Origin of the sequence: Klebsiella sp. G-Nf4 (assembly GCF_002810615.1) — a bacterium.
Taxonomy (GTDB): Bacteria; Pseudomonadota; Gammaproteobacteria; order Enterobacterales; family Enterobacteriaceae; genus Klebsiella; species Klebsiella variicola.
Window position 1 is genome coordinate 295,153 of sequence record NZ_PION01000005.1, and the last position, 21,669, is coordinate 316,821.

Annotated in this window: 15 protein-coding genes; 9 read left to right on the forward strand and 6 right to left on the reverse strand. The window is 59.7% G+C overall.

The annotated features are described in order from the left end of the window. Positions 1-213 precede the first annotated feature (213 nt). Positions 214-1,539, forward strand: a complete 1,326-nt coding sequence (rimO, locus tag CWM57_RS13170) for a 30S ribosomal protein S12 methylthiotransferase RimO (RefSeq protein WP_061155225.1) — start codon at positions 214-216, stop codon at positions 1,537-1,539. 335 nt (positions 1,540-1,874) lie between these two features. Here rimO and gsiD read toward each other — a convergent pair whose 3' ends face one another. The 5 genes from gsiD to iaaA form a co-directional block, all read right to left on the reverse strand. Then, positions 1,875-2,786: a glutathione ABC transporter permease GsiD gene (gsiD, locus tag CWM57_RS13180; protein ID WP_004147729.1), complete on the reverse strand. Its 912-nt coding sequence runs from the start codon at positions 2,784-2,786 to the stop codon at positions 1,875-1,877. A 1-nt stretch (position 2,787) separates the two neighbouring features. Further along, positions 2,788-3,708, reverse strand: a complete 921-nt coding sequence (gsiC, locus tag CWM57_RS13185) for a glutathione ABC transporter permease GsiC (protein ID WP_008805798.1) — start codon at positions 3,706-3,708, stop codon at positions 2,788-2,790. Between the two features lie 72 nt (positions 3,709-3,780). Continuing rightward, positions 3,781-5,322, reverse strand: a complete 1,542-nt coding sequence (gene gsiB, locus CWM57_RS13190; RefSeq protein WP_074386452.1) for a glutathione ABC transporter substrate-binding protein GsiB — start codon at positions 5,320-5,322, stop codon at positions 3,781-3,783. Between the two features lie 32 nt (positions 5,323-5,354). Further along, positions 5,355-7,214 (reverse strand): glutathione ABC transporter ATP-binding protein GsiA, encoded by a 1,860-nt coding sequence (gene gsiA, locus CWM57_RS13195; protein WP_074386453.1) that lies wholly within the window; start codon positions 7,212-7,214, stop codon positions 5,355-5,357. Between the two features lie 17 nt (positions 7,215-7,231). Further along, entirely contained in the window at positions 7,232-8,173 is a 942-nt protein-coding gene (gene iaaA / locus CWM57_RS13200) for a beta-aspartyl-peptidase (protein ID WP_074386454.1), read from the reverse strand. Positions 8,174-8,406: 233 nt separating this feature from the next. Between iaaA and moeA the strand changes: the two genes are divergently transcribed. The 6 genes from moeA to CWM57_RS13230 all read left to right on the forward strand — a co-directional run bounded on the left by moeA (position 8,407) and on the right by CWM57_RS13230 (position 16,291). After that, positions 8,407-9,642 (forward strand): molybdopterin molybdotransferase MoeA, encoded by a 1,236-nt coding sequence (gene moeA, locus CWM57_RS13205; RefSeq protein ID WP_074386455.1) that lies wholly within the window; start codon positions 8,407-8,409, stop codon positions 9,640-9,642. Continuing rightward, complete coding sequence (gene moeB, locus CWM57_RS13210; protein WP_100676014.1) at positions 9,642-10,397, forward strand: molybdopterin-synthase adenylyltransferase MoeB; 756 nt, start codon at positions 9,642-9,644, stop codon at positions 10,395-10,397. The genes moeA and moeB overlap by 1 nt, the downstream gene beginning before the upstream one ends. Before the next feature lie 155 nt (positions 10,398-10,552). Beyond that, entirely contained in the window at positions 10,553-11,452 is a 900-nt protein-coding gene (locus CWM57_RS13215) for a glycyl-radical enzyme activating protein (RefSeq protein ID WP_074386456.1), read from the forward strand. Positions 11,453-11,456: 4 nt separating this feature from the next. Then, positions 11,457-13,889, forward strand: a complete 2,433-nt coding sequence (locus CWM57_RS13220) for a formate C-acetyltransferase/glycerol dehydratase family glycyl radical enzyme (RefSeq protein ID WP_008805792.1) — start codon at positions 11,457-11,459, stop codon at positions 13,887-13,889. Between the two features lie 180 nt (positions 13,890-14,069). Further along, positions 14,070-14,885 (forward strand): Cof-type HAD-IIB family hydrolase, encoded by an 816-nt coding sequence (locus tag CWM57_RS13225; RefSeq protein ID WP_100676015.1) that lies wholly within the window; start codon positions 14,070-14,072, stop codon positions 14,883-14,885. Positions 14,886-15,025: 140 nt separating this feature from the next. Then, on the forward strand, positions 15,026-16,291 hold the full coding sequence (locus tag CWM57_RS13230) for a DUF1479 domain-containing protein (RefSeq protein ID WP_100676016.1): 1,266 nt from the start codon (positions 15,026-15,028) through the stop codon (positions 16,289-16,291). On the opposite strand, the gene CWM57_RS13235 is transcribed toward CWM57_RS13230, so the two are convergent. Further along, positions 16,288-17,361, reverse strand: a complete 1,074-nt coding sequence (locus CWM57_RS13235; protein ID WP_100676017.1) for a LacI family DNA-binding transcriptional regulator — start codon at positions 17,359-17,361, stop codon at positions 16,288-16,290. The genes CWM57_RS13230 and CWM57_RS13235 overlap by 4 nt on opposite strands. Positions 17,362-17,660: 299 nt before the next feature. Here CWM57_RS13235 and CWM57_RS13240 point away from each other — a divergent pair, with 299 nt between their 5' ends. After that, positions 17,661-18,962, forward strand: a complete 1,302-nt coding sequence (locus CWM57_RS13240; RefSeq protein ID WP_100631676.1) for an MFS transporter — start codon at positions 17,661-17,663, stop codon at positions 18,960-18,962. A gap of 15 nt (positions 18,963-18,977) precedes the next feature. After that, positions 18,978-21,341, forward strand: coding sequence for a glycoside hydrolase family 31 protein (locus CWM57_RS13245; RefSeq protein WP_100676018.1), 2,364 nt, complete (start codon positions 18,978-18,980; stop codon positions 21,339-21,341). Positions 21,342-21,669: the final 328 nt, after the last annotated feature.

Consider the following 21,669-nt stretch of genomic DNA (forward strand, 5'->3'; position numbering starts at 1 on the left):
TATTTAGTAAAGAAATTGTTATCAACTTGTAGATTACAACGTAAATGACGGGCGTTTTTATCAGGAATGGCGGTTTTGACCCGGCGCTGAAGCTCACGCGCCCTTCACCCGAGCGCTTTTTCACCATTAACCGCGATGGAGCTATACTCTTTTTCGCAAAGATCTGTAGAATTCCTGCCCTGACCATTCCAATAATTGAACACTTTTTAAGCTATGAGCAATGTCACGCACCAGCCGAAAATCGGCTTCGTCTCCCTGGGCTGCCCGAAAAATCTCGTGGACTCAGAGCGTATCCTGACCGAACTGCGCACCGAAGGTTATGACGTCGTCCCCACCTACGACAACGCCGATATGGTCATCGTTAACACCTGCGGCTTTATCGATAGCGCTGTGCAGGAATCGCTGGAAGCGATCGGCGAAGCGTTGAAAGAGAACGGCAAGGTGATCGTCACCGGCTGCCTCGGCGCGAAAGAGGATCAGATCCGCGAAGTTCACCCGAAGGTGCTGGAGATCACCGGTCCGCACAGTTATGAGCAGGTGCTGGAGCACGTCCACCACTACTCGCCGAAGCCGAAGCACAACCCGTTCCTCAGCCTGGTGCCGGAACAGGGTGTTAAGCTGACCCCGCGCCACTACGCCTACTTAAAAATTTCTGAAGGCTGCAACCATCGCTGTACCTTCTGCATCATCCCGTCCATGCGTGGCGATCTGGTGAGCCGTCCGATTGGCGAAGTGCTGGCGGAAGCCAAACGCCTCGCTGACGCCGGTGTGAAAGAGCTGCTGGTGATTTCTCAGGACACCTCCGCCTACGGCGTCGACGTCAAGCACCGTACCGGTTTCCACAACGGCATGCCGGTGAAGACCAGCATGGTCAGCCTGTGCGAAGAGCTGGCGAAGCTCGGCATCTGGGTTCGCCTGCACTATGTCTACCCGTACCCGCACGTCGACGATGTGATCCCGCTGATGGCGGAAGGCAAGATCCTGCCGTATCTCGACATTCCGCTGCAGCACGCCAGCCCGCGTATTCTGAAGCTGATGAAGCGTCCTGGCTCTGCAGACCGCCAGCTGGCGCGCATTAAGCAGTGGCGTGAAATTTGCCCGGATCTGACCCTGCGCTCTACCTTTATCGTGGGCTTCCCGGGCGAAACGGAAGAAGATTTCCAGATGCTGCTCGACTTCCTGAAAGAGGCGCGTCTCGACCGCGTCGGCTGCTTCAAATACAGCCCGGTAGAAGGCGCCACCGCCAACGAACTGGCGGATCAGGTACCGGAAGAAGTGAAAGAAGAGCGCTGGAACCGCTTTATGCAGCTGCAGCAGCAGATCTCTGCCGAGCGTCTGCAGGAGAAAGTGGGCCGCGAAATCATGGTACTGGTGGATGAAGTTGACGAAGAAGGCGCCATTGGCCGCAGCATGGCCGATGCCCCTGAAATCGACGGTGCGGTCTACCTGAACGGCGAAACCCGCGTTAAGCCGGGCGACGTGGTACGGGTGAAAGTTGAGCATGCCGACGAATACGACCTGTGGGGTACCCGGGTCTAATTCTGCTTACCAGATAGCGCCATACGGGGTTCTCCCGTAGGCGCCCCCCAAGCCCAGCAAGGACAGCGGGCGCGGAGCTGCTTTTATGCCGGGTGGCGGCTAACGCCTTACCCGGCCTACAGTTCGTGCGACCTGTCGTTAATTTATTCACCATTGTTGCTGAAACTGCCGGTGCTGGCCGGAGCCCGGGGGTACAGGGGGGCGGCGGCGACTGGCCGCCCCCCTGTGCGCTCCCTGCGCTATGAGAGACATAACGCAGAAGATTAACCGGGAGCGCAAACTACGCTGAAGCCACAGATAACATAAACAACCACACTGCAGTGCTTCCCCTCACCCTATCCCTTTAACTTCGGATCCAGCGCATCGCGCAGGCCATCTCCCAGCAGATTAAACGCCAGCACGGTCACAAAAATCGCCACCGCCGGAAACAGCGCCACGTGCGGGGACATCACCATATCCGCCCGCGCCTCGTTGAGCATCGCGCCCCACTCCGGAGTGGGCGGCTGCGCGCCGAGGCCGAGAAACGACAGGCTGGCGGCGGAAATAATCGACACCCCAATACGCATCGTGAAATAAACCACGATCGATGACACCGTCCCCGGCAGGATGTGGTTGAACAGAATGGTGGCGTCGCTGGCGCCGATGCTGCGCGCCGATTCAATAAAGGTCTGCTGCTTTAACACCAGCGTATTACCGCGCACCAGACGAGCAAACGCCGGGATCGAGAAGATCGCCACGGCGATGATCACGTTGGCCATCCCGCTGCCCATGACGGCGACCACCGCAATCGCCAGCAGGATCCCCGGAAAGGCGAATAGCACGTCGCAAAGTCGCATAATGAGCCGGTCCCACCAGCCCTCATAGTAGCCGGCCAGCAGCCCAAGCACCGTGCCGATGGCCGCGCCAATCAGCACCGCCAGTACCCCGGCAGCCAGCGAGATCTGCGCCCCGACCAGCACCCGGCTGAAAATATCGCGTCCCAGCGAGTCGACACCGAACCAGTGCACCAGCGAGGGCCCCTCGTTAAGCCGGTCATAGTCGAAATAATTTTCCGCATCGTACGGCGCTATCCATGGGGCGACGATGGCTACCGCAATCAGCAACAGCACGAAAATACCGGCGCCCATCGCCACCGGCTGGCGACGAAAGCGCCGCCAGAACTCATGCCATGGGGTATGGATCTCGCCGGGTCTGATACCCGGCATGGCGTTCAGCGCCGCCTGCCTTCTCCAGTTGAGCAATCGCACCTTACTTATACCTGATAGCCGGGTTAATGGCCGCGTACAGCACATCCACCACTAAATTGATAAGAATAAACTCCAGCGAAAAGAGCAGGACTTCCGCCTGAATCACCGGGTAATCGCGCATCTCTACCGAATCGACCAACAGGCGCCCAAGCCCCGGCCAGTTAAACACCTTTTCCACGACGATCGACCCACCGAGCAGAAAACCGAACTGCAGCCCCATCATGGTCACCACCGGGATCATCGCGTTGCGCAGGCCATGCTTGAGCACCACCCACGTTTCGCTCACCCCTTTCGCCCGCGCGGTACGCATGTAATCTTCATGCAACACATCGACGAACGACGCGCGGGTAAAGCGTGCCATGACCGCCGCCACCGCCGCGCCAAGGGTCAACGACGGCAAAATATAGTGCCGCCAGCTGTCGGCCCCCACCGTCGGCAGCCAGCCCAGCTCAACCGAAAACACCTGCATCAGCAGCATGCCGAGAGCAAAAGCCGGAAACGAAATGCCGCTCACCGCCAACGCCATTCCCAGACGGTCAGGCCAGCGATTGCGCCACACTGCCGCCGCGATCCCCGCCGCCATCCCAAACAATACCGCCCAGCTCATGCTGGCCAGCGTCAGCCACAGCGTGGGCATAAAGCGGCTGGCTATTTCACTGGAAACGGGACGCCGCGAGGCCATGGAAATGCCAAAATCGCCGCGCAGTACGTTGGTGATGTAGTGCCAGAACTGGACATGCAGCGGCTGGTCAAGCCCCAGTTGCTGGCGCACCATCGCCACCACCTGGGCATCGGCCTCCGGTCCGGCAATCAGCCGCGCCGGGTCACCGGGCAGCATATGGACGAACAAAAACACCAGTACTGCGACGATAAGCAGGGTGGGGATCAGCCCCAGCAGGCGCTTAATCACATAGTTGAGCATCATACCTCCGCAACCCGCCCCGCGGAAAAACCGCCCCCCGCGCGCTGGCGCCGGAGGGCATCATCCCATCCTTCACGGTGTTAAATCTGCCTGTTCAAAACTAAAGCCAGTATCCGGCTGGATATAGAAACCGGTGAGGTTCTTGCTGTGGGCGGAGACCAGTTTCTCGACCACCAGCGGTACCCACGGCGACTCTTTCCAGATAATATCCTGCGCCTCTTTATAGAGTTTGGTTTTCTCTTGCGGGTCGGTGGTTTTCAGCGCCTCGCTCAGCGCGTTATCCACCTGCGGGTTGCTGTAAAACGCGGTATTAAACAGCGTCGGCGGCCAGTTTTGCGAGGCGAACAGCGGCGACAGCGCCCAGTCGGCTTCACCGGTGGAGGCGGACCAGCCGGTATAGAACATCCGTACCCCGCTCTCTTTCTGCCCTTTACCTTCCACTTCCGCCGCCCGCTGACCAGCGTCCATCGCCGTCACCTGCGCCTTAATCCCCACCTGCGCCAGCTGCTGCTGGGTGAACTGCAGCACTTTCTGCGCGGTACTGTGATTATGTGATGACCACAGCGTGGTGCTGAAGCCGTTAGGGTAGCCAGCCTCTTTCAGCAACTGGCGAGCTTTCGCCGGATCGTAGGGCCAGGCGGTGTAAGTCTGGGCGTAGGCAATCGACGGCGGCACCACCCCGGTCGCCGGGGTGGCGTATCCGGCAAACGCCACCTTGACCAGTGCCTGACGGTTAATCGCATAGTTGATGGCTTCACGCACCTTCGGATTTTCGAACGGCTTCTGCGTCACGTTCATGCTGATGTAGCGCTGCATGATCGACGGGCTGGCCACCAGCTCCAGTTTGCTGTTTTTTGCCAGCAGCGGCGCCTGTTCGTAAGGGATCGGGAAAGCAAACTGCGCTTCGCCGGTCTGCAGCATCGCCGCCCGGGTGTTGTTATCCACTACCGGACGCCAGGTGATGGAGTCCAGCTTCGGCAGGCCCGGCTGCCAGTAACCATCGAACTTGCTGACCTTCACGAAATCTGTCTGGTTCCAGGTGTCGAGCTTATACGGCCCGGTACCCACCGGATGGAAGCCAATATCCTTGCCATATTTTTTCAGCGCCGCCGGCGAAATCATCGCCGTTGCCGGATGGGCGAGAATGTTAATAAACGCCGAGAAGGGTTGCTTCAGGGTAATTTTGACCGTGGTCGGATCGACCGCCTCGGTGCTGGCGATATTTTTATACAGGTTATAGCGCTTGAGATGGTTATCCGGGTTACTCGCGCGATCAAGGTTAGCCTTGACCGCCTCGGCGTTAAAGTCGGTGCCATCCTGGAATTTCACCCCGCTGTGCAGCTTGATGGTGTACACCAGGCCGTCCGGTGACACGGTATAGCTCTCGGCAAGAACATTTTGCAGCTTCATCTCTTTATCAAGGCCGAACAGGCCTTGATAAAAGGACTTCGCCACCGCCTGCGACAGCGTATCGTTGGCATCATAGGGATCGAGCGTCGTAAAGTTAGACCCGACCGCCACTACCACATCTTTGGCGGCAAAGGCGGGGGCGCTCGCCAGGGCCGCCGCGATACTCAGCGCCAGCCACCATTTGCGTGAAACAGGTTGTGTCATCGTGTTCTCCTGAAAAAGTGCGTTATGTGTTGTTATGCTCTGCCCAGCACATCGGCGGACTCGCGGGCGACAAAGTGGCCCGGCCCAACCTGCTGCAATGGCACGCTGGCGATCTCCTCGCCCCGCTTATAGATATTGCCCGGGACGTCATCAGACAGCAGGACCCGCTGCGGATGACGGTAGGCCGGGTCGGCCACCGGTACGGCGGCCATTAGCTTACGGGTATAGGGGTGCTGCGGGTTTTCAAACACCGCGCGGCGCGGGCCTATTTCGACAATGCGACCGCGGTACATCACCGCCACGCGGTGGCTGATGCGCTCCACCACCGCCATATCATGGGAAATAAACAGAAACGCGATGCCCATCTCGCGCTGAAGATCGAGCATCAGATTGATAATCTGCGCCCGAATGGAGACATCCAGGGCCGACACCGACTCATCGGCTATCACCACCTTCGGATTCAGCGCCAGCGCGCGGGCAATGCAGATCCGCTGCCGTTGGCCGCCGGAAAAGGCATGAGGGTAGCGCCAGGCATGCTCCGGCTGAAGCCCCACGCGCTTCAGCAGCCAGGAAACCCGCTCACGGGCTGCTTCCCCGTGCAGCAGGCCATGCACCCGCAGCGGTTCCATAATCGAGTCACCGACCGTCTGACGCGGGTCAAGCGAAGCGTAAGGATCCTGAAAAATAAACTGAATATTGCGGCGCAGGGACTGCAGCTTGCTGCCGGAGAGCGTATCAATCCGTTGGCCGTCGAAGGTAATGGTGCCTCCCTGGGTCTCTACCAGTCTCAACAGCGCCCGGCCGGTGGTCGACTTGCCGCAGCCGGACTCGCCCACCAGCGACAGAGTTTCTCCCGGCCAGAGATCAAAACTGACCTTCTCCACCGCATGCACTTCGCGCGTCACGCGATTGAGCAGCCCGCCGCGCACCGGAAAACGGGCCACCAGGTCGCGCACCTGCAGGATAGGCTCCCCCGCCGCCACCGTGTCTGGCGTTTCTGTCTCCGCCTGCGGCTGACCGGGAAGCGAAAAACGGCGCGGCAGATCCTGACCCCGCATCTCCCCCAGCCGCGGGACCGCCGCCAGCAGCGACTGAGTATAAGGATGCTGCGGCGAACGAAAGATCTCCTCAACGCTGCCGGTCTCTACCGCCTCACCGCGATACATCACCAGCACCCGATCGGCGATATCGGCCACGACGCCCATATCGTGGGTGATAAAGATCACCCCCATCGCCATCTCCTTTTGCAGGACGGCAATGAGTTGCAAAATTTGCGCCTGGATGGTGACATCCAGCGCCGTGGTCGGCTCATCGGCTATCAACACCGCCGGCCGACAGGAGAGCGCCATGGCGATCATCACCCGCTGGCGCATGCCGCCGGAGAGCTGGTGCGGATAGCGTGAGAGCATCTCTTCCGCCTGGGGAATACGCACCTGGTCGAGCATCTTTTTCGCCGCGCGCAGCGCCTCTTCGCGTCCCAGCCCCTGGTGCAGGCGCAGGGATTCGGCAATTTGTTCGCCGATGGTAAAAACCGGATTCAGCGAGGTCATCGGCTCCTGAAAAATCATGGCCAGATCCGCGCCGCGCACCCGGCGCATCTCGGCGTCCGTTTGCTCATTGAGCGCGATCACCTGCCGGTTACGCCGCCGCAGCCACAGCCCCTCGCTGCTCACTTCGCTGCTGGCGGCGTCAAGCAAACGCATCAGCGCCAGCGCGGTCACCGATTTTCCCGAACCGGATTCCCCCACTATCGCCAGCGTCTCGCCGCGATGCAGGCTGAAGGAAAGCTGACGCACGGCCTGCACCTCTGGCGCACCCTGTTGGCGAAAGGCCACGTTCAGGTTGCGCACTACCAGCACTTCGCAGGTATCGGTTTCGTGAGTTTGCGACAATCTCCCTCTCCCTTCTTCTATTCGCGATAAATGCCAATGGTCGGCGTATCGCCGGCATAGCACCAGGCGCGGTACATGCCTTCACTGTTAAACGGTAAAACGACGTTACCTTCGCGATCGACGGCAATCAGCCCGCCGCTACCGCCGAGAGCGGGCAGTTTTTCCATCACCACCCGCTCGCAGGCAGTGTAGAGACTCAGCTGACCATACTCCATTAAGGCGGCGATATCGTAGGCCGCCAGAGTGCGCATAAAGACTTCGCCGGTGCCGGTGCAGGAGACCGCCACGCTGGCATTGTTGGCATAGCATCCCGCGCCCGGCAGCGGGCTGTCGCCGACGCGTCCAGGCAGCTTGTTGGTCATGCCGCCGGTGGAGGTCGCCGCCGCCAGATTGCCAGCCAGGTCGAGCGCCACCGCGCCGACGGTGCCCATTTTCTGGCGTTCATCGAGCGGGGCGGCGTGGTGGTCGAGGATAATCTCCCCGCCCGCTTTCGCCTCCTGCAGCTGCAGCAGGCGCTCGGGCGTGGAGAAGAGATCGTTTTCGACGCGTTCCATCCCCCGGGAGAAGGCGAAATTTTCCGCGCCCTCGCCAATCAGCAGCACGTGCGGGCTCTCCTCCAGTACCAGACGCGCCGCCAGCACCGGATTACGCAAATGTTTGACCCCAGCCACCGCGCCCGCCTGCAGGCTATAGCCATCCATCACGCAGGCGTCCAGTTCATGGGTTTGATCGTGGGTAAATACTGAGCCCATCCCGGCGTTAAACAGCGGGCACTCTTCCAGCAGACGGACGGCTTCAGTCACGGTATCCAGCGCACTGGCGCCCGCGGCCAACATTTTCTGCCCGCTTTCGACGATTGCCGACAGCGCCGCCACATACTCCCGCTCCCGTTCCGGCGTCATCTGCGCGCGGGAAATCGCCCCTGCGCCGCCGTGAATTGCTATAACCGCTTTGCCCATTTCGCCAGTCCTTAACGATGAAGTGGATAGCCCCGCCCTGTTGCGCAGCGTCGCGGCGCCGGTCACGTCAGGAATAGGGTATTGATATCATTATATTGCTGAATGTCTTATACAATTTTTGAATATAGAAAGAGCGGCGGGCGATGTAAAGCCTCGTACCCAGGTGGCATACAGCCCGCGCCGCTTTTCTGCCATAATAGGCGTTTTCGCTGTTTTGCCCGCAGGAGTGACCCATGGATTTTACCGCCGGACTGATGCCGCTCGACACAGCCCTCACCCAGATGCTCGATCGTATTACGCCGCTGAGCGCGACGGAAACTGTACCGCTGTTGCAGGCCTTCTCGCGCGTGACCGCCCATGACATCGTCTCCCCGCTGGATGTCCCCGGCTTTGATAACGCGGCGATGGATGGCTATGCCGTCCGGCTAAGCGATCTTCGCGACGGCGCGGCGCTGCCGGTCGCCGGTAAGGCCTTTGCCGGCCAACCGTTTAACGAGACCTGGCCGGCGGGTACCTGTATCCGCATCATGACCGGCGCGCCGGTGCCTGCAGACTGCGATGCGGTGGTGATGCAGGAAGAGACCGAACAGACCGACGCCGGCGTGCGCTTTACCGCGCCAGTCAAAGCCGGGCAGCATATTCGCCGCCGTGGAGAAGATATCGCCCACGGCGCGGTGGTCTTCCCGGCGGGGACGCCGCTGACGGTGGCCGAGCTGCCGGTGCTGGCCTCGCTGGGCATTGCCGAGGTCGAGGTGGTGCGCAAGGTCCGCGTCGCGGTCTTCTCAACCGGCGATGAGCTGCAGCTGCCGGGTCAACCGCTCGGCGACGGCCAGATTTACGATACCAACCGCCTGGCGGTGCACCTGATGCTGCAGCAGCTGGGCTACGAGGTCATTAACCTCGGCATTATTCCTGACGACCCGGCGAAGCTGCGTGACGCGTTTATCGCCGCCGACCAGCAGGCTGACGTGGTCATCAGCTCCGGTGGCGTCTCGGTGGGCGAAGCCGACTACACCAAAACCATTCTTGAAGAGCTGGGCGAAATCGGCTTCTGGAAGCTGGCGATCAAGCCGGGGAAACCCTTCGCCTTCGGCAAACTCAGCAGCAGCTGGTTCTGCGGCCTGCCGGGTAACCCGGTTTCCGCCACCGTCACCTTCTGTCAGCTGGTGCAGCCGCTGCTGGCGAAACTCTCGGGCAAGCACGGCCCGCTTCAGCCACCCCGCCTGCGGGTACGCGCCGCCACGCGACTGAAAAAGTCCCCGGGTCGTCTCGATTTTCAGCGCGGTATTCTGCAGCGCAACCCCGACGGCGAGCTGGTGGTGACCACCACCGGCCATCAGGGCTCGCACATTTTTAGTTCCTTCAGCCTCGGCGACTGCTTTATCGTGCTGGAGCGTGAGCGCGGCCACGTTGAAGCAGGCGAATGGGTCGAGGTCGAACCGTTCAGTCACCTGTTTGGAGGGCGGTAATGACCGTTGAGCTGAGCGATGAAGAGATGCTGCGCTATAACCGGCAGATCGTCTTGCGCGGTTTTGATTTTGACGGCCAGGAGCGGTTAAAAGCCGCTCGCGTGCTGGTGGTCGGCCTCGGCGGGCTCGGCTGCGCCGCCGCGCAGTATCTGGCCGCCGCCGGAGTGGGTCAGCTCACCCTGCTCGATTTCGACACCGTCTCGTTGTCCAACCTGCAACGCCAGACGCTGCACAGCGACGCCACCCTCGGCCAGCCGAAGGTGGATTCTGCCCGCGAGGCGCTGGCGCGGATTAACCCGCACGTCCGGCTGGTTACGCTCAATGCCTTGCTGGATGAGACCGCGCTGGCGGGGCAGATTGCCGATCACGATCTGGTGCTGGACTGCACCGACAACGTCACCATTCGTAACCAGCTCAACGCCGGCTGTTTCCAGCACACCACCCCGCTGGTCTCCGGGGCGGCGATCCGCATGGAGGGGCAAATCAGCGTCTTCACGTATCAGGATGGCGAACCCTGCTACCGCTGCCTGAGCCGTCTGTTCGGCGAAAATGCCCTCACCTGCGTCGAAGCCGGGGTAATGGCCCCGCTGGTGGGCACTATCGGTTCGCTGCAGGCGATGGAGGCCATTAAACTGCTGACCGGCTACGGCACCCCTGCCAGCGGAAAAATCGTGATGTACGACGCCATGACCTGCCAGTTTCGTGAAATGAAGCTGATGCGTCATCCGCAGTGCGAGGTATGCGGTTCGCACTAAACCCCCACACCGGCGACGAGGGTCGTCGGTGGTTTTGTGACCTCTCTCGTTATTTTACCCCCAGGGGCTTATCCCCATCCCGCTTATTGATTTGCGTCAATACAACTTTCATTCGAAAGTGTTTTTATATTCATACGCAAACAAGAGGATAAGCCATGATCTTCAACATCCAGCGCTATTCCACCCATGACGGCCCAGGGATCCGTACCGTCGTCTTCCTGAAAGGCTGCTCGCTGGGCTGCCGCTGGTGCCAGAACCCGGAAAGCCGCGCCCGCAGCGAAGATCTGCTGTATGACTCGCGGCTGTGCCTGGCCGGCTGCGATTTGTGCCAGCAGGCGGCGCCGGAGGTTATCACCCGTACCCTCGATGGTTTGATCATTAATCGGCAAAACGTTAACGACAAGCATATTACTGCGCTGCGTGACTGCTGCCCCACCACCGCCCTAACGGTCTGCGGCGAGGAGAAAAACGTCGAAGCGATCATGGCGACGGTGCTGCGTGATAAACCGTTCTACGATCGCAGCGGCGGCGGCATCACCCTTTCCGGCGGCGAACCCTTTATGAACCCGACGCTGGCGCAGGCGCTTTTCGAAGCCAGCCATCAGGCTGGTATTCACACCGCCGTGGAAACCTGCCTGCACGTGCCGTGGAAATACATTGCTCCCTCCCTGCCCTTTGTTGACCTGTTTCTCGCCGACCTCAAGCATGTCGACGAAGCTGTGTTCCAGCAGTGGACCGACGGCAGCGCCCGCCGGGTGCTGGATAACCTGCAGCGTCTGGCGCAGGCAGGGAAAAAAATGATTATTCGCGTGCCGCTGATCCAGGGATTCAACGCCAGCGAAACCGACATTGCCGCGATCACCGATTTTGCCGCCGACCGCCTGCAGGTCAGCGAAATCCATTTCCTGCCGTACCACACGCTGGGAATGAACAAATACCAGTTACTCAGTCAGCCCTACACCGCACCGGACAAACCGCTGGATGCTCCTGAGCTGCTCACCTTTGCGCAAGATTATGCGCGGAGCAAGGGGCTAACGGCGATCTTACGAGGATAACCCTATGACGACCCTGAAACTCAACACCCTCAGCGCCCGCATCCAGGCCCATAAAATGGCGCTGGTGCATATCGTTAAGCCGCCGGTCTGTACCGAGCGCGCCCGCCACTACACCGAGATGTATCAGCAGCATCTTGATAAACCCATCCCGGTGCGTCGTGCCCTGGCACTGGCGCATCACCTTGCCGAGCGCACCATCTGGATCAAGCACGATGAGCTGATCGTCGGCAACCAGGCCAGCGAAGTGCGCGCTGCGCCGATTTTCCCGGAATACACCGTCAGCTGGATTGAGAAAGAGATCGACGATCTCGCCGACCGCCCCGGCGCCGGCTTCTCGGTCAGCGAAGAGAACAAACGCGTGCTGCATGAAGTGTGCCCATGGTGGCGCGGGCAGACCGTACAGGACCGCTGCTACGGTATGTTTACCGATGAGCAGAAGGCGCTCCTCGCCACCGGTATTATCAAGGCGGAAGGCAACATGACTTCCGGTGACGCCCACCTGGCGGTTAACTTCCCGTTACTGCTGGAAAAAGGCCTCGACGGCATGCGCGCCAAGGTTGCTGAACGCCGGTCGCGCATTAACCTGACGGTACTGGAAGACCTGCATGGCGAACAGTTCCTGAAAGCGATTGATATCGTTCTGGAAGCGGTCAGCGACCACAGCAAACGCTTCGCCGCACTGGCGCGCGAGATGGCGACAGCAGAATCCCGCGAATCACGCCGCCACGAGCTGCTGACGATTGCCGAAAACTGCGACATCATCGCCCATGAGCCGCCGAAAACCTTCTGGCAGGCACTGCAGCTGTGCTACTTCATTCAGTTGATCCTGCAGATTGAATCCAATGGCCACTCGGTCTCCTTTGGCCGTATGGACCAGTACCTCTATCCGTACTACCGCCGCGACGTTGAACTGCAGCAATCGCTGGATCGCGAACAGGCCATTGAGCTGCTGCACAGCTGCTGGCTGAAGCTGCTGGAGGTCAACAAAATTCGCTCCGGCTCGCACTCCAAGGCCTCTGCCGGCAGCCCGCTGTACCAGAACGTCACCATTGGCGGCCAGAACCTGGTCGACGGCCAGCCGCAAGATGCCGTCAACCCGCTGTCGTATGCCATCCTGGAATCCTGTGGTCGTCTGCGCTCTACCCAGCCGAACCTCAGCGTGCGTTACCATGCCGGGATGAGCAACGACTTCCTCGACGCCTGCGTCCAGGTGATCCGCTGCGGCTTCGGCATGCCGGCGTTTAATAACGACGAAATCGTCATCCCGGAATTTATCAAACTCGGCATCGAGCCACAGGACGCCTACGATTACGCCGCCATCGGCTGCATCGAAACCGCGGTCGGCGGCAAATGGGGCTATCGCTGCACCGGCATGAGCTTTATCAACTTCGCGCGGGTGATGCTGGCGACGCTGGAAGGCGGCCGCGATGCCACCAGCGGTCAGGTATTCCTGCCCCAGGAGCATGCCCTGTCGAAAGGCAACTTCGCTAATTTCGACCAGGTGCTGGCCGACTGGGATAACCAGATCCGCTACTACACCCGTAAATCCATTGAGATTGAGTATGTGGTCGATACCATGCTGGAGGAGAACGTCCACGATATTCTCTGTTCGGCGCTGGTGGATGACTGTATTGAACGGGCGAAGAGCATCAAGCAAGGCGGCGCCAAGTATGACTGGGTTTCCGGCCTGCAGGTAGGCATCGCCAACCTCGGCAACAGCCTGGCGGCGGTGAAAAAACTGGTCTTCGATCAGGGCGCCATCGGCCAGCAGGAACTGGCGAAGGCGCTGGCGGAAGATTTCGACGGTCTGACCCACGAGCAGCTGCGCCAGCGGTTGATCAACGGCGCGCCGAAGTACGGTAACGATGATGACAGCGTCGACGAGTTGCTGGCGCGGGCCTACCAGACCTATATCGACGAGCTGAAGCAGTATCACAACCCGCGTTATGGCCGCGGCCCAATCGGCGGCAACTATTACGCCGGCACGTCCTCTATCTCCGCCAACGTTCCGTTCGGCGCCCAGACCATGGCGACCCCGGATGGCCGTAAAGCGCACACTCCACTGGCGGAGGGGGCCAGCCCGGCCTCCGGTACCGACCATCTGGGGCCGACAGCGGTCATCAGTTCGGTGGGCAAACTCCCCACCGGGGCGATCCTCGGCGGCGTGCTGCTTAACCAGAAGCTGAATCCGTCCACGCTGGAGAACGAGTCCGACAAGCAGAAGCTGATGGTGCTGCTGCGCACCTTCTTCGAGGTGCACAAAGGCTGGCATATCCAGTACAACATCGTGTCACGCGACACGCTGCTGGAGGCGAAGAAACACCCTGACCAGTACCGCGATTTGGTGGTCCGCGTCGCCGGATACTCGGCATTCTTCACCGCGCTGTCGCCAGATACCCAGGACGATATCATCGCCCGAACCGAACATACGCTGTAACCCTTCGTGCCCGCTGGCGCTATGCTTAGCGGGCCTACCCTGTTCCGCAGGCCGGGTAAGGCAACGTTGCCACCCGGCATTTTCTGCGCTGAGTGAACTTTCATTCGAAATAAATTTGTGCTCCCCATCACATTGTAATTAGAATGTTACTGGTCGAAGTTAAGCCAGGAGCATCCCTTTATGACCGTTAAAGTTATCGTCACCGATATGGACGGAACTTTTCTCAATGACGCCAAGCAGTACGACCGCCCGCGTTTCCTCGCGCAGTTTGCGCAGCTCAAACAGCAAGGTATTGAATTTGTTGTCGCCAGCGGCAACCAGTACTATCAGCTGATCTCATTTTTTCCGGAAATCCGCGAGCAAATTTCGTTCGTCGCCGAAAACGGCGCGCTGGTCTTTGAGCATGGTAAACAGCTGTTCCACGGCGAACTGACCCGCCACGAATCACAGGTGGTGATCGGGGAATTACTTAACGATCCGCAGCTGAACTTTGTCGCCTGCGGCCTGCAGAGCGCGTATGTGAGCGATAAAGCCCCGGACGCCTTCGTCGACCTGATGTCAAAGCACTACCACCGCCTGCAGCGGATAAGTGATTACCATCGCATCGACGATACACTGTTTAAATTCTCCCTCAACCTGCCGGACAGCGAGATCCCACAGTTGATCGATAAGCTGCACGTGTCGCTCGACGGGATCATGAAGCCGGTCACCAGCGGCTTTGGTTTTGTCGATTTGATCATCCCCGGCCTGCATAAAGCCAACGGCATCAGCCGCCTGCTCAAACGCTGGAACCTTTCGCCGCAGCAGTGCGTGGCCATCGGCGACAGCGGCAACGACGCCGAAATGCTGAAGCTGGTGAAATACGCCTTTGCCATGGGCAACGCTGCTGACAGCATCAAAGCCATCGCTGGCTACGCCACTGACGATAACAACCATGACGGCGCGCTGAACGTCATTCAGGCCGTCCTCGATAACACCGCCCCCTTCAACGATTGACCTTTCGTCGGGGCAGCGCGCCCCGGCTTTTCCATTTTGTGCGCCGCAGCAAGATTTTAAACTTGCATTAACTCCATTTTAACTTAAATTAACGTTTGTAAGATTTAATACTTTCGAATGAAAGATACAGCGAGGTTATTATGGCTGCTCTCCCGACCCACGAAACATTACCTGCCGACCACAAAGCGGCAATTCGCCAGATGAAACAGGCCTTACGGGCGCAAATCGGCGATGTCCAGGCAGTATTCGATAAACTCTCGGCACGCATCACAGAGCGCCTGGAAGAGATTGAGGCCCTGAAAGCCGCAGGCCAGGAGGTCTGGCCGACGATCCCGTTCAGCGATATCGCCCAGGGTAACGTGAGCGATGCGCAGCGCGCGGCGATTAAGCGCCGGGGCTGCGCGGTCATCAAAGGCCACTACCCGCGTGAACAGGCGCTGGCCTGGGATAACGCCATGCTGGAATACCTCGATCTGAACCATTTCGATGACGTATACAAAGGGCCTGGCGACAGCTTCTTCGGTTCGCTGGAGGCCTCGCGCCCGGAAATCTATCCGATCTACTGGTCGCCCTCACAGATGCAGGCTCGCCAGAGCGATGAAATGGCAGCAGTGCAATCCTTCCTCAACCGCCTGTGGCGCTTTGAGCAGAATGGCAAGCGCTGGTTCGATCCGGATGTCAGCGTGATTTATCCTGACCGCATTCGTCGTCGTCCGCCGGGAACCACGTCAAAGGGGCTGGGGGCGCATACCGATTCCGGGGCGCTGGAGCGCTGGCTGCTTCCCGCCTATCAGCAGGTTTTCGCCAACGTTTTTAATGGCAATATCGACGCCTACGATCCGTGGGACGCGGCGCACCGTACCGAAGTGGAAGAGTACACCGTCGACAACACCACCAAATGCTCGGTGTTCCGCACCTTCCAGGGCTGGACCGCGCTGTCGGACATGATCCCGGGTCAGGGGCTGCTGCACGTGGTGCCGATCCCCGAGGCGATGGCTTATGTGCTGCTGCGCCCCCTGCTTGACGATGTGCCGGAAGATGAACTGTGCGGCGTCGCGCCGGGCAGAGTGCTGCCGATCTCTGAGCAGTGGCACCCGCTCTTAATTAAAGCGTTAAGCTCGATTCCGGCGCTGAATGCCGGGGACTCCGTCTGGTGGCACTGCGATGTTATTCACTCAGTGGCGCCGGTGGAAAATCAACAGGGCTGGGGCAACGTGATGTACATCCCGGCCGCGCCGATGTGCGAGAAAAACCTCGCCTACGCGCAGAAAGTGAAAATTGCTCTGGAAAAAGGCGCCTCGCCGGGTGATTTCCCGCGCGAGGACTATGAAGCCAGCTGGCAGGGGCGCTTCACCCTTGAGGATCTGAATATCCACGGGAAACGGGCGCTGGGTATCCCGGTTTAATCATCATACAGCCCCTGCGGCTCGACGGCGGTATGGCTCTTGCCCGGCCGGATCCGCCGTACAGAATCGCGTACCACCAGCGTGCCGTGCAGCAGTAGCGAGCCGTGCGGCGCCTCCGGGCGCAGCAGGCGCTGCTGTAGCAGATGCACCGCCTCGCTGCCCAGCTCATCTCGCGGCACATGCACGGCGGTCAGCGGCACCTCCTGGATCGCCGCCAGATTAAACCCGTCGATACTCATTACCGAGACATCCTGCGGCACCCGCAGGCCTCGTTTTTGCAGGGCGCTGACGGTGCCGGCGGCCATAAAATCGCCACCCACCAGGAAGGCGGTGGGCATCGGGCGCCCCTGTAAAGCGTCGAGCCAGACCCCGACCTGCTCTTCCGTCTCTCTGGCGCTAAAGTTGGCGACGCTGATGAGATCCCGGCTGGCGGTAAAGCGTAGATTGCGCGCGCGCCATGCCTCCTGGATCCCTCCCAGCCGTAGCTCCATGGTGTAGCGGCGCAGGCACATGACATTCATCACCGCCCGGTGACCCATATCAAACAGATAGCGCGCCGCGCACTGGCCAATCAGACGATGGTCGGGGGCAATAGACGGCAGCCGCATCCCTTCATCCCGACAGTTGATTAATATGCAGGGTTTGCCCAGATCCGCCGCCAGGCCATGAATATGCGGATCGTCAATCCCCAGCAGCACCGCGGCCTGGGTCTCCGCTTCGTTCATGCTGGCAAGAAACAGATTGGCGTCGCTGTCGTTCTCGTCCAGCGCACAGTAGCGCAGGCGCACTTCATGCGCCGCCAGCGCGTTATTGATGCTCTGGATCACGCGGTAGTAGAAGATATCCGACCGTTCATCGAAGGCGCGCTGCGGGGCAAAAACCAGCAGATTATTGAGCAGCAGACGCCCGGCGGCCAGCCCTTGCATGACCCCCAGCTCGCGGGCGCAGTCCAGCACCGCCCGGCGCGCCTTGTCGCTGGTATTCGCTTTCCCGGCCAGGACGCGTGAAACCGTGCTGGCCGACAGCCCGGTGCGGGCGGCAATTTCGGCAACGCGCAGCTTTTTATCCATTTTGTGATCCAGCTCCGATTGGAAAATGAAAGGATTTTCATAATCGCCAAAGCCCCTCACGCAAGCAAATATCACAGCGAAATATGAGATCTTCGTCATTTCATGAAAAAAATTGCATAAATAGCGCTATGCCCGACGATTTTTCTCCCTTAGCCTGAATTGGTCCAACACCTCCCATACTAGTCATACCAATGATGTTGAGATAAATATTAGACTATTCAAATAGTTAAAAAAAATATGTGACCACTCACGGAAAGAGGCCGTCACTTTCCCCCTACAAACGTCTTGTGGAGTGTGCTATGAGTCAAGGCCTCAACAATGATATCGCGGTCAGCAAAACGCGCCGGGTGGTAAAAAACCTGCGCTGGTGGGTGCTGGTCCTGTTTTTACTTGGCGTCACCGTCAACTACATCACACGCAACTCGCTGGGGATTATCGCCCCGGAACTGAAAGCGACCCTCGGCATTACCACCGAACAATATTCCTGGATCGTCGGCGCGTTTCAGCTGGCTTACACGATTTTCCAGCCGCTCTGTGGTTGGCTTATCGACGTCATCGGCCTGAAGCTCGGGTTTATGATCTGCGCTACCCTGTGGGCGCTGGCTTGTATCGCCCATGCCGGCGCCGGCAGCTGGCTGCACCTGGCTATGTTGCGCTTCTTTATGGGCGGCGCTGAAGCGGCCGCCACGCCGGCCAACGCCAAAACCATCGGCGAGTGGTTCCCGAAATCCGAGCGACCGATCGCCGCCGGCTGGGCTGGTGTCGGCTTCTCTATCGGCGCGATGCTGGCCCCGCCAATCATCTACTTCGCCCACGCCTCCTTCGGCTGGCAGGGTGCGTTTATGTTTACCGGCGCGCTGGCGCTGCTGTGGGTGGTGCTGTGGTGGGCTTTCTATCAGAACCCGGAAAAGCACCCGAACCTCAGCAAAAGCGAGCTGGAGTACATCAAGCAGGATAACGAAGCCCCGCCGGTGAAGCTGCCCTTTTTGACCGCGCTAAAAACCGTCTCAAAGAACAAACGTTTCTACGGGATCGCCATCCCCGCCTTTATGGCCGAGCCCGCCTGGGCGGTGCTGAGCTTCTGGGTGCCGCTGTACCTGGCGAAAGAGCACGGGATGGATCTGAAGCAGATAGCGATGTTTGCCTGGCTGCCGTTCCTCGCCGCCGACCTTGGCAGCGTGGTTAGCGGCTACCTCACCCGCCTGTACGTTCGCTGGTTCGGTTGTACGCGAGTCAACTCAGTCATCGCCAGCTCAGTGACCGGCGCGTTTCTGATGATCTCGCTGGCCCTCGTCGCCATCACCCGCGATCCCTATATCACTATCGTCCTGATCTCCATTGGCGGCTTCGGGCACCAGATCATCTCCTGCATGCTCAGCGCGCTGGTGGTGGAATCTTTCGACAAGGGGCAAATGGCGACAGTCAACGGCATGCGCGGATCCGCGGCATGGATCGCCAGCTTCCTGTTCTCGTTATTGATCGGGGTGACCGCCGATAAAATTGGCTTCAACCCGCTGTTTATCGCCATGGGTTTCTTTGACCTGATTGGCGCCGTTTTCCTGGTGGCATTTATTGCTGAACGTCGCGCCAAGCGCGCCTGAGAGTGGATGTAAAATATGAAGACGTTGAAACACTGGAGTTTGCACCAACAGCTGGAGCATCACGTTGAACTGACCGTCGATGGCCAGCACACCCTGTGCCTGTATGTGCTGGAAGAGAATTTGTTCCGCGTCCTGCTGAAGCGCCAGGGCCAGCTGGCGCTGGATCGCACCTGGAGTATCGCCCCGCAGCAGGATGTGCCGTGGGAAGGCCGTGCGCGGGATGACCTCAGCGGTTTTAGTCTCCCGGCCTGGCAGATGACCAAAGAAGATAACGCGCTGACCATCGCCACCCGCCAGCTGCGCGTCACCGTCCACCAGCCGCTTTGGCTGGAGTGGAGCTATCGCGACGACGCCGGTGAGTGGCAGACGCTCGCCAGTGACCGTCCCACCAGCGCCTATCTGGCAAACGCTCACGGGGATGGCGTCGCCCATTATCTGAGCCGCCGTAAAGATGAGCGTTTCTACGGCCTGGGCGAAAAGGCCGGCGACCTGCAGCGCAACGGTAAGCGCTATGAAATGCGTAACCTCGATGCCATGGGCTACAACGCCGTCAGCACCGACCCGCTGTATAAACATATTCCGTTTACCATCACGCAGAGCAGCGATATCAGCTACGGCCTGTTCTACGACAACCTGAGCAGCTGCTGGCTGGATCTGGGTAATGAAATCGACAACTACCACACCGCCTATCGCCGCTGGCAGGCGGAGGCCGGCGATATCGATTATTACCTGTTTACCGGTAAACAGGTGCTGGATGTGACCAAAGCCTTCGTCCGCCTGACCGGTAAAACCCTGTTCGGGCCAAAATGGAGCCTCGGCTACAGCGGTTCGACGATGCACTATACCGATGCGCCGGATGCGCAAAATCAGCTGATGAATTTTATCCGCCTGTGCGAGCAGCATGCGATCCCCTGCGATTCGTTCCAGCTCTCTTCCGGCTATACCTCGATCAATGGCAAGCGCTACGTCTTTAACTGGAACTACGACAAAGTGCCGCAGCCAAAAGTGATGAGCCAGTCGTTCCACGACGCCGGGCTGAAGCTGGCCGCCAATATCAAACCCTGCCTGCTGCAGGATCATCCGCGCTATGGAGAAGTGGCGGAGCGCGGTCTTTTTATTCGCGATTCGCAAACCGACGTGCCGGAGCGCTCCAGCTTCTGGGACGATGAAGGGTCGCATCTCGACTTCACCAACCCGCACACCGTGGCCTGGTGGCAGGAAGGCGTGACCACCCAGCTACTGGAGATGGGTATCGATTCGACCTGGAACGATAATAACGAGTATGAGGTGTGGGACGGCGAAGCGCGCTGCTACGGCTTTGGCCGCGAAATCGCCATTAAACATATTCGCCCGGTGATGCCGTTGCTGATGATGCGCGCCTCCATGGAAGCCCAGCAGCGCTTTGCGCCGCAAAAGCGCCCGTATCTGATCTCCCGCTCCGGCTGCGCCGGGATGCAGCGCTACGTCCAGACCTGGAGCGGCGACAACCGCACCAACTGGGATACATTACGCTATAACACCCGCATGGGATTAGGCATGAGCCTGTCCGGGCTGTTTAACGTCGGCCACGACGTCGGCGGATTCTCCGGCGATAAACCTGAGCCGGAGCTGTTCGTGCGCTGGGTGCAAAACGGCGTGATGCATCCGCGCTTTACCATTCACTCGTGGAATGACGACCAGACGGTCAATGAAGCCTGGATGTACCCGGAAATCACCCCGGCGATCCGCTCAGCCATCGAACTGCGCTACCGCCTGCTGCCCTATCTGTACACTCTGCTGTGGCAGGCGCATGCCGATGACGAACCGATGCTGCGCCCGACCTTCCTCGATCACCAGCACGATACCCAGACCTTCGCCGAGTGCGATGACTTCCTGCTGGGTCGCGATCTGCTGGTGGCCAGCGTGGTCGAGCCAGGCGCCCGTCAACGCCAGCTGTGGCTGCCCGATAATCAGGACGGCTGGTACGATTTTTACAGCCACCAGTGGTTCGCCGGCGGCCAGTGGGTGACGCTGGACGCGCCGCTGGAAAAACTGCCGCTGCTGGTCCGCGCCGGCGCCGGTCTGCCGCTCAGTGAACGTATCAGCCATGTCAATGCGCAAAAAGACGATCGTCGCGAACTGCAGTTGTTCCCGCTGAAAGGTACCGGCTCAACCCGCGGTCTGCTGTTTGAAGACGACGGCGAAAGCTGGGGCTATAAAGAGGGGGATGCGCTATGGCTGGAGTGGGAAATGACCTGCAGCGCCAACAGCATAAACCTGAATATCAACGCTCGCGGCAGCTACCGTCCGGCGTGGGAAGCGCTGAAGCTGTCATTACCGGCGGGAGAAAAGCGCAAGCTACTGGTGAATGGCGTCGAAGGAACGGAGTGGAGGCGCTAAGCGATATGCCGGGCGGCGGCTTACGCCTTGCCCGGCCTGGATTTTATGATGTTCCCGGATTGCGCTACGCTAATCCGGGCTACAAACGGGTGGCCTCAAAATCCCCGGTGGCGCTACCGCTTACCGGGGCTACAGCACTGTGCGGTTTGGTAGCCCGGGTAACAGACAGTTTCAGTCACCATGGGTACAAGATAGAGCTCTTAAGCTCACAATGGCACGGACCGTAGGCCGGATAAGGCGCAGCCGCCATCCGGCGCGAAAGTGGCTCTTTACCCGCGCTTATTGCCCGGCGGCGCTACGCTTGCGCGGGCCTACAGATCACATGCCA

Bases quoted from the DNA above. Each gene is read 5' to 3' on its own strand.
- rimO (WP_061155225.1), top strand. From the start codon at position 214: ATGAGCAATGTCACGCACCAGCCGAAAATCGGCTTCGTCTCCCTGGGC.
- gsiC (WP_008805798.1), bottom strand. From the start codon at position 3,708: ATGCTCAACTATGTGATTAAGCGCCTGCTGGGGCTGATCCCCACCCTG.
- gsiB (WP_074386452.1), bottom strand. From the start codon at position 5,322: ATGACACAACCTGTTTCACGCAAATGGTGGCTGGCGCTGAGTATCGCG.
- iaaA (WP_074386454.1), bottom strand. From the start codon at position 8,173: ATGGGCAAAGCGGTTATAGCAATTCACGGCGGCGCAGGGGCGATTTCC.
- moeA (WP_074386455.1), top strand. From the start codon at position 8,407: ATGGATTTTACCGCCGGACTGATGCCGCTCGACACAGCCCTCACCCAG.
- moeB (WP_100676014.1), top strand. From the start codon at position 9,642: ATGACCGTTGAGCTGAGCGATGAAGAGATGCTGCGCTATAACCGGCAG.
- CWM57_RS13215 (WP_074386456.1), top strand. From the start codon at position 10,553: ATGATCTTCAACATCCAGCGCTATTCCACCCATGACGGCCCAGGGATC.
- CWM57_RS13220 (WP_008805792.1), top strand. From the start codon at position 11,457: ATGACGACCCTGAAACTCAACACCCTCAGCGCCCGCATCCAGGCCCAT.
- CWM57_RS13225 (WP_100676015.1), top strand. From the start codon at position 14,070: ATGACCGTTAAAGTTATCGTCACCGATATGGACGGAACTTTTCTCAAT.
- CWM57_RS13230 (WP_100676016.1), top strand. From the start codon at position 15,026: ATGGCTGCTCTCCCGACCCACGAAACATTACCTGCCGACCACAAAGCG.
- CWM57_RS13235 (WP_100676017.1), bottom strand. From the start codon at position 17,361: ATGGATAAAAAGCTGCGCGTTGCCGAAATTGCCGCCCGCACCGGGCTG.
- CWM57_RS13240 (WP_100631676.1), top strand. From the start codon at position 17,661: ATGAGTCAAGGCCTCAACAATGATATCGCGGTCAGCAAAACGCGCCGG.
- CWM57_RS13245 (WP_100676018.1), top strand. From the start codon at position 18,978: ATGAAGACGTTGAAACACTGGAGTTTGCACCAACAGCTGGAGCATCAC.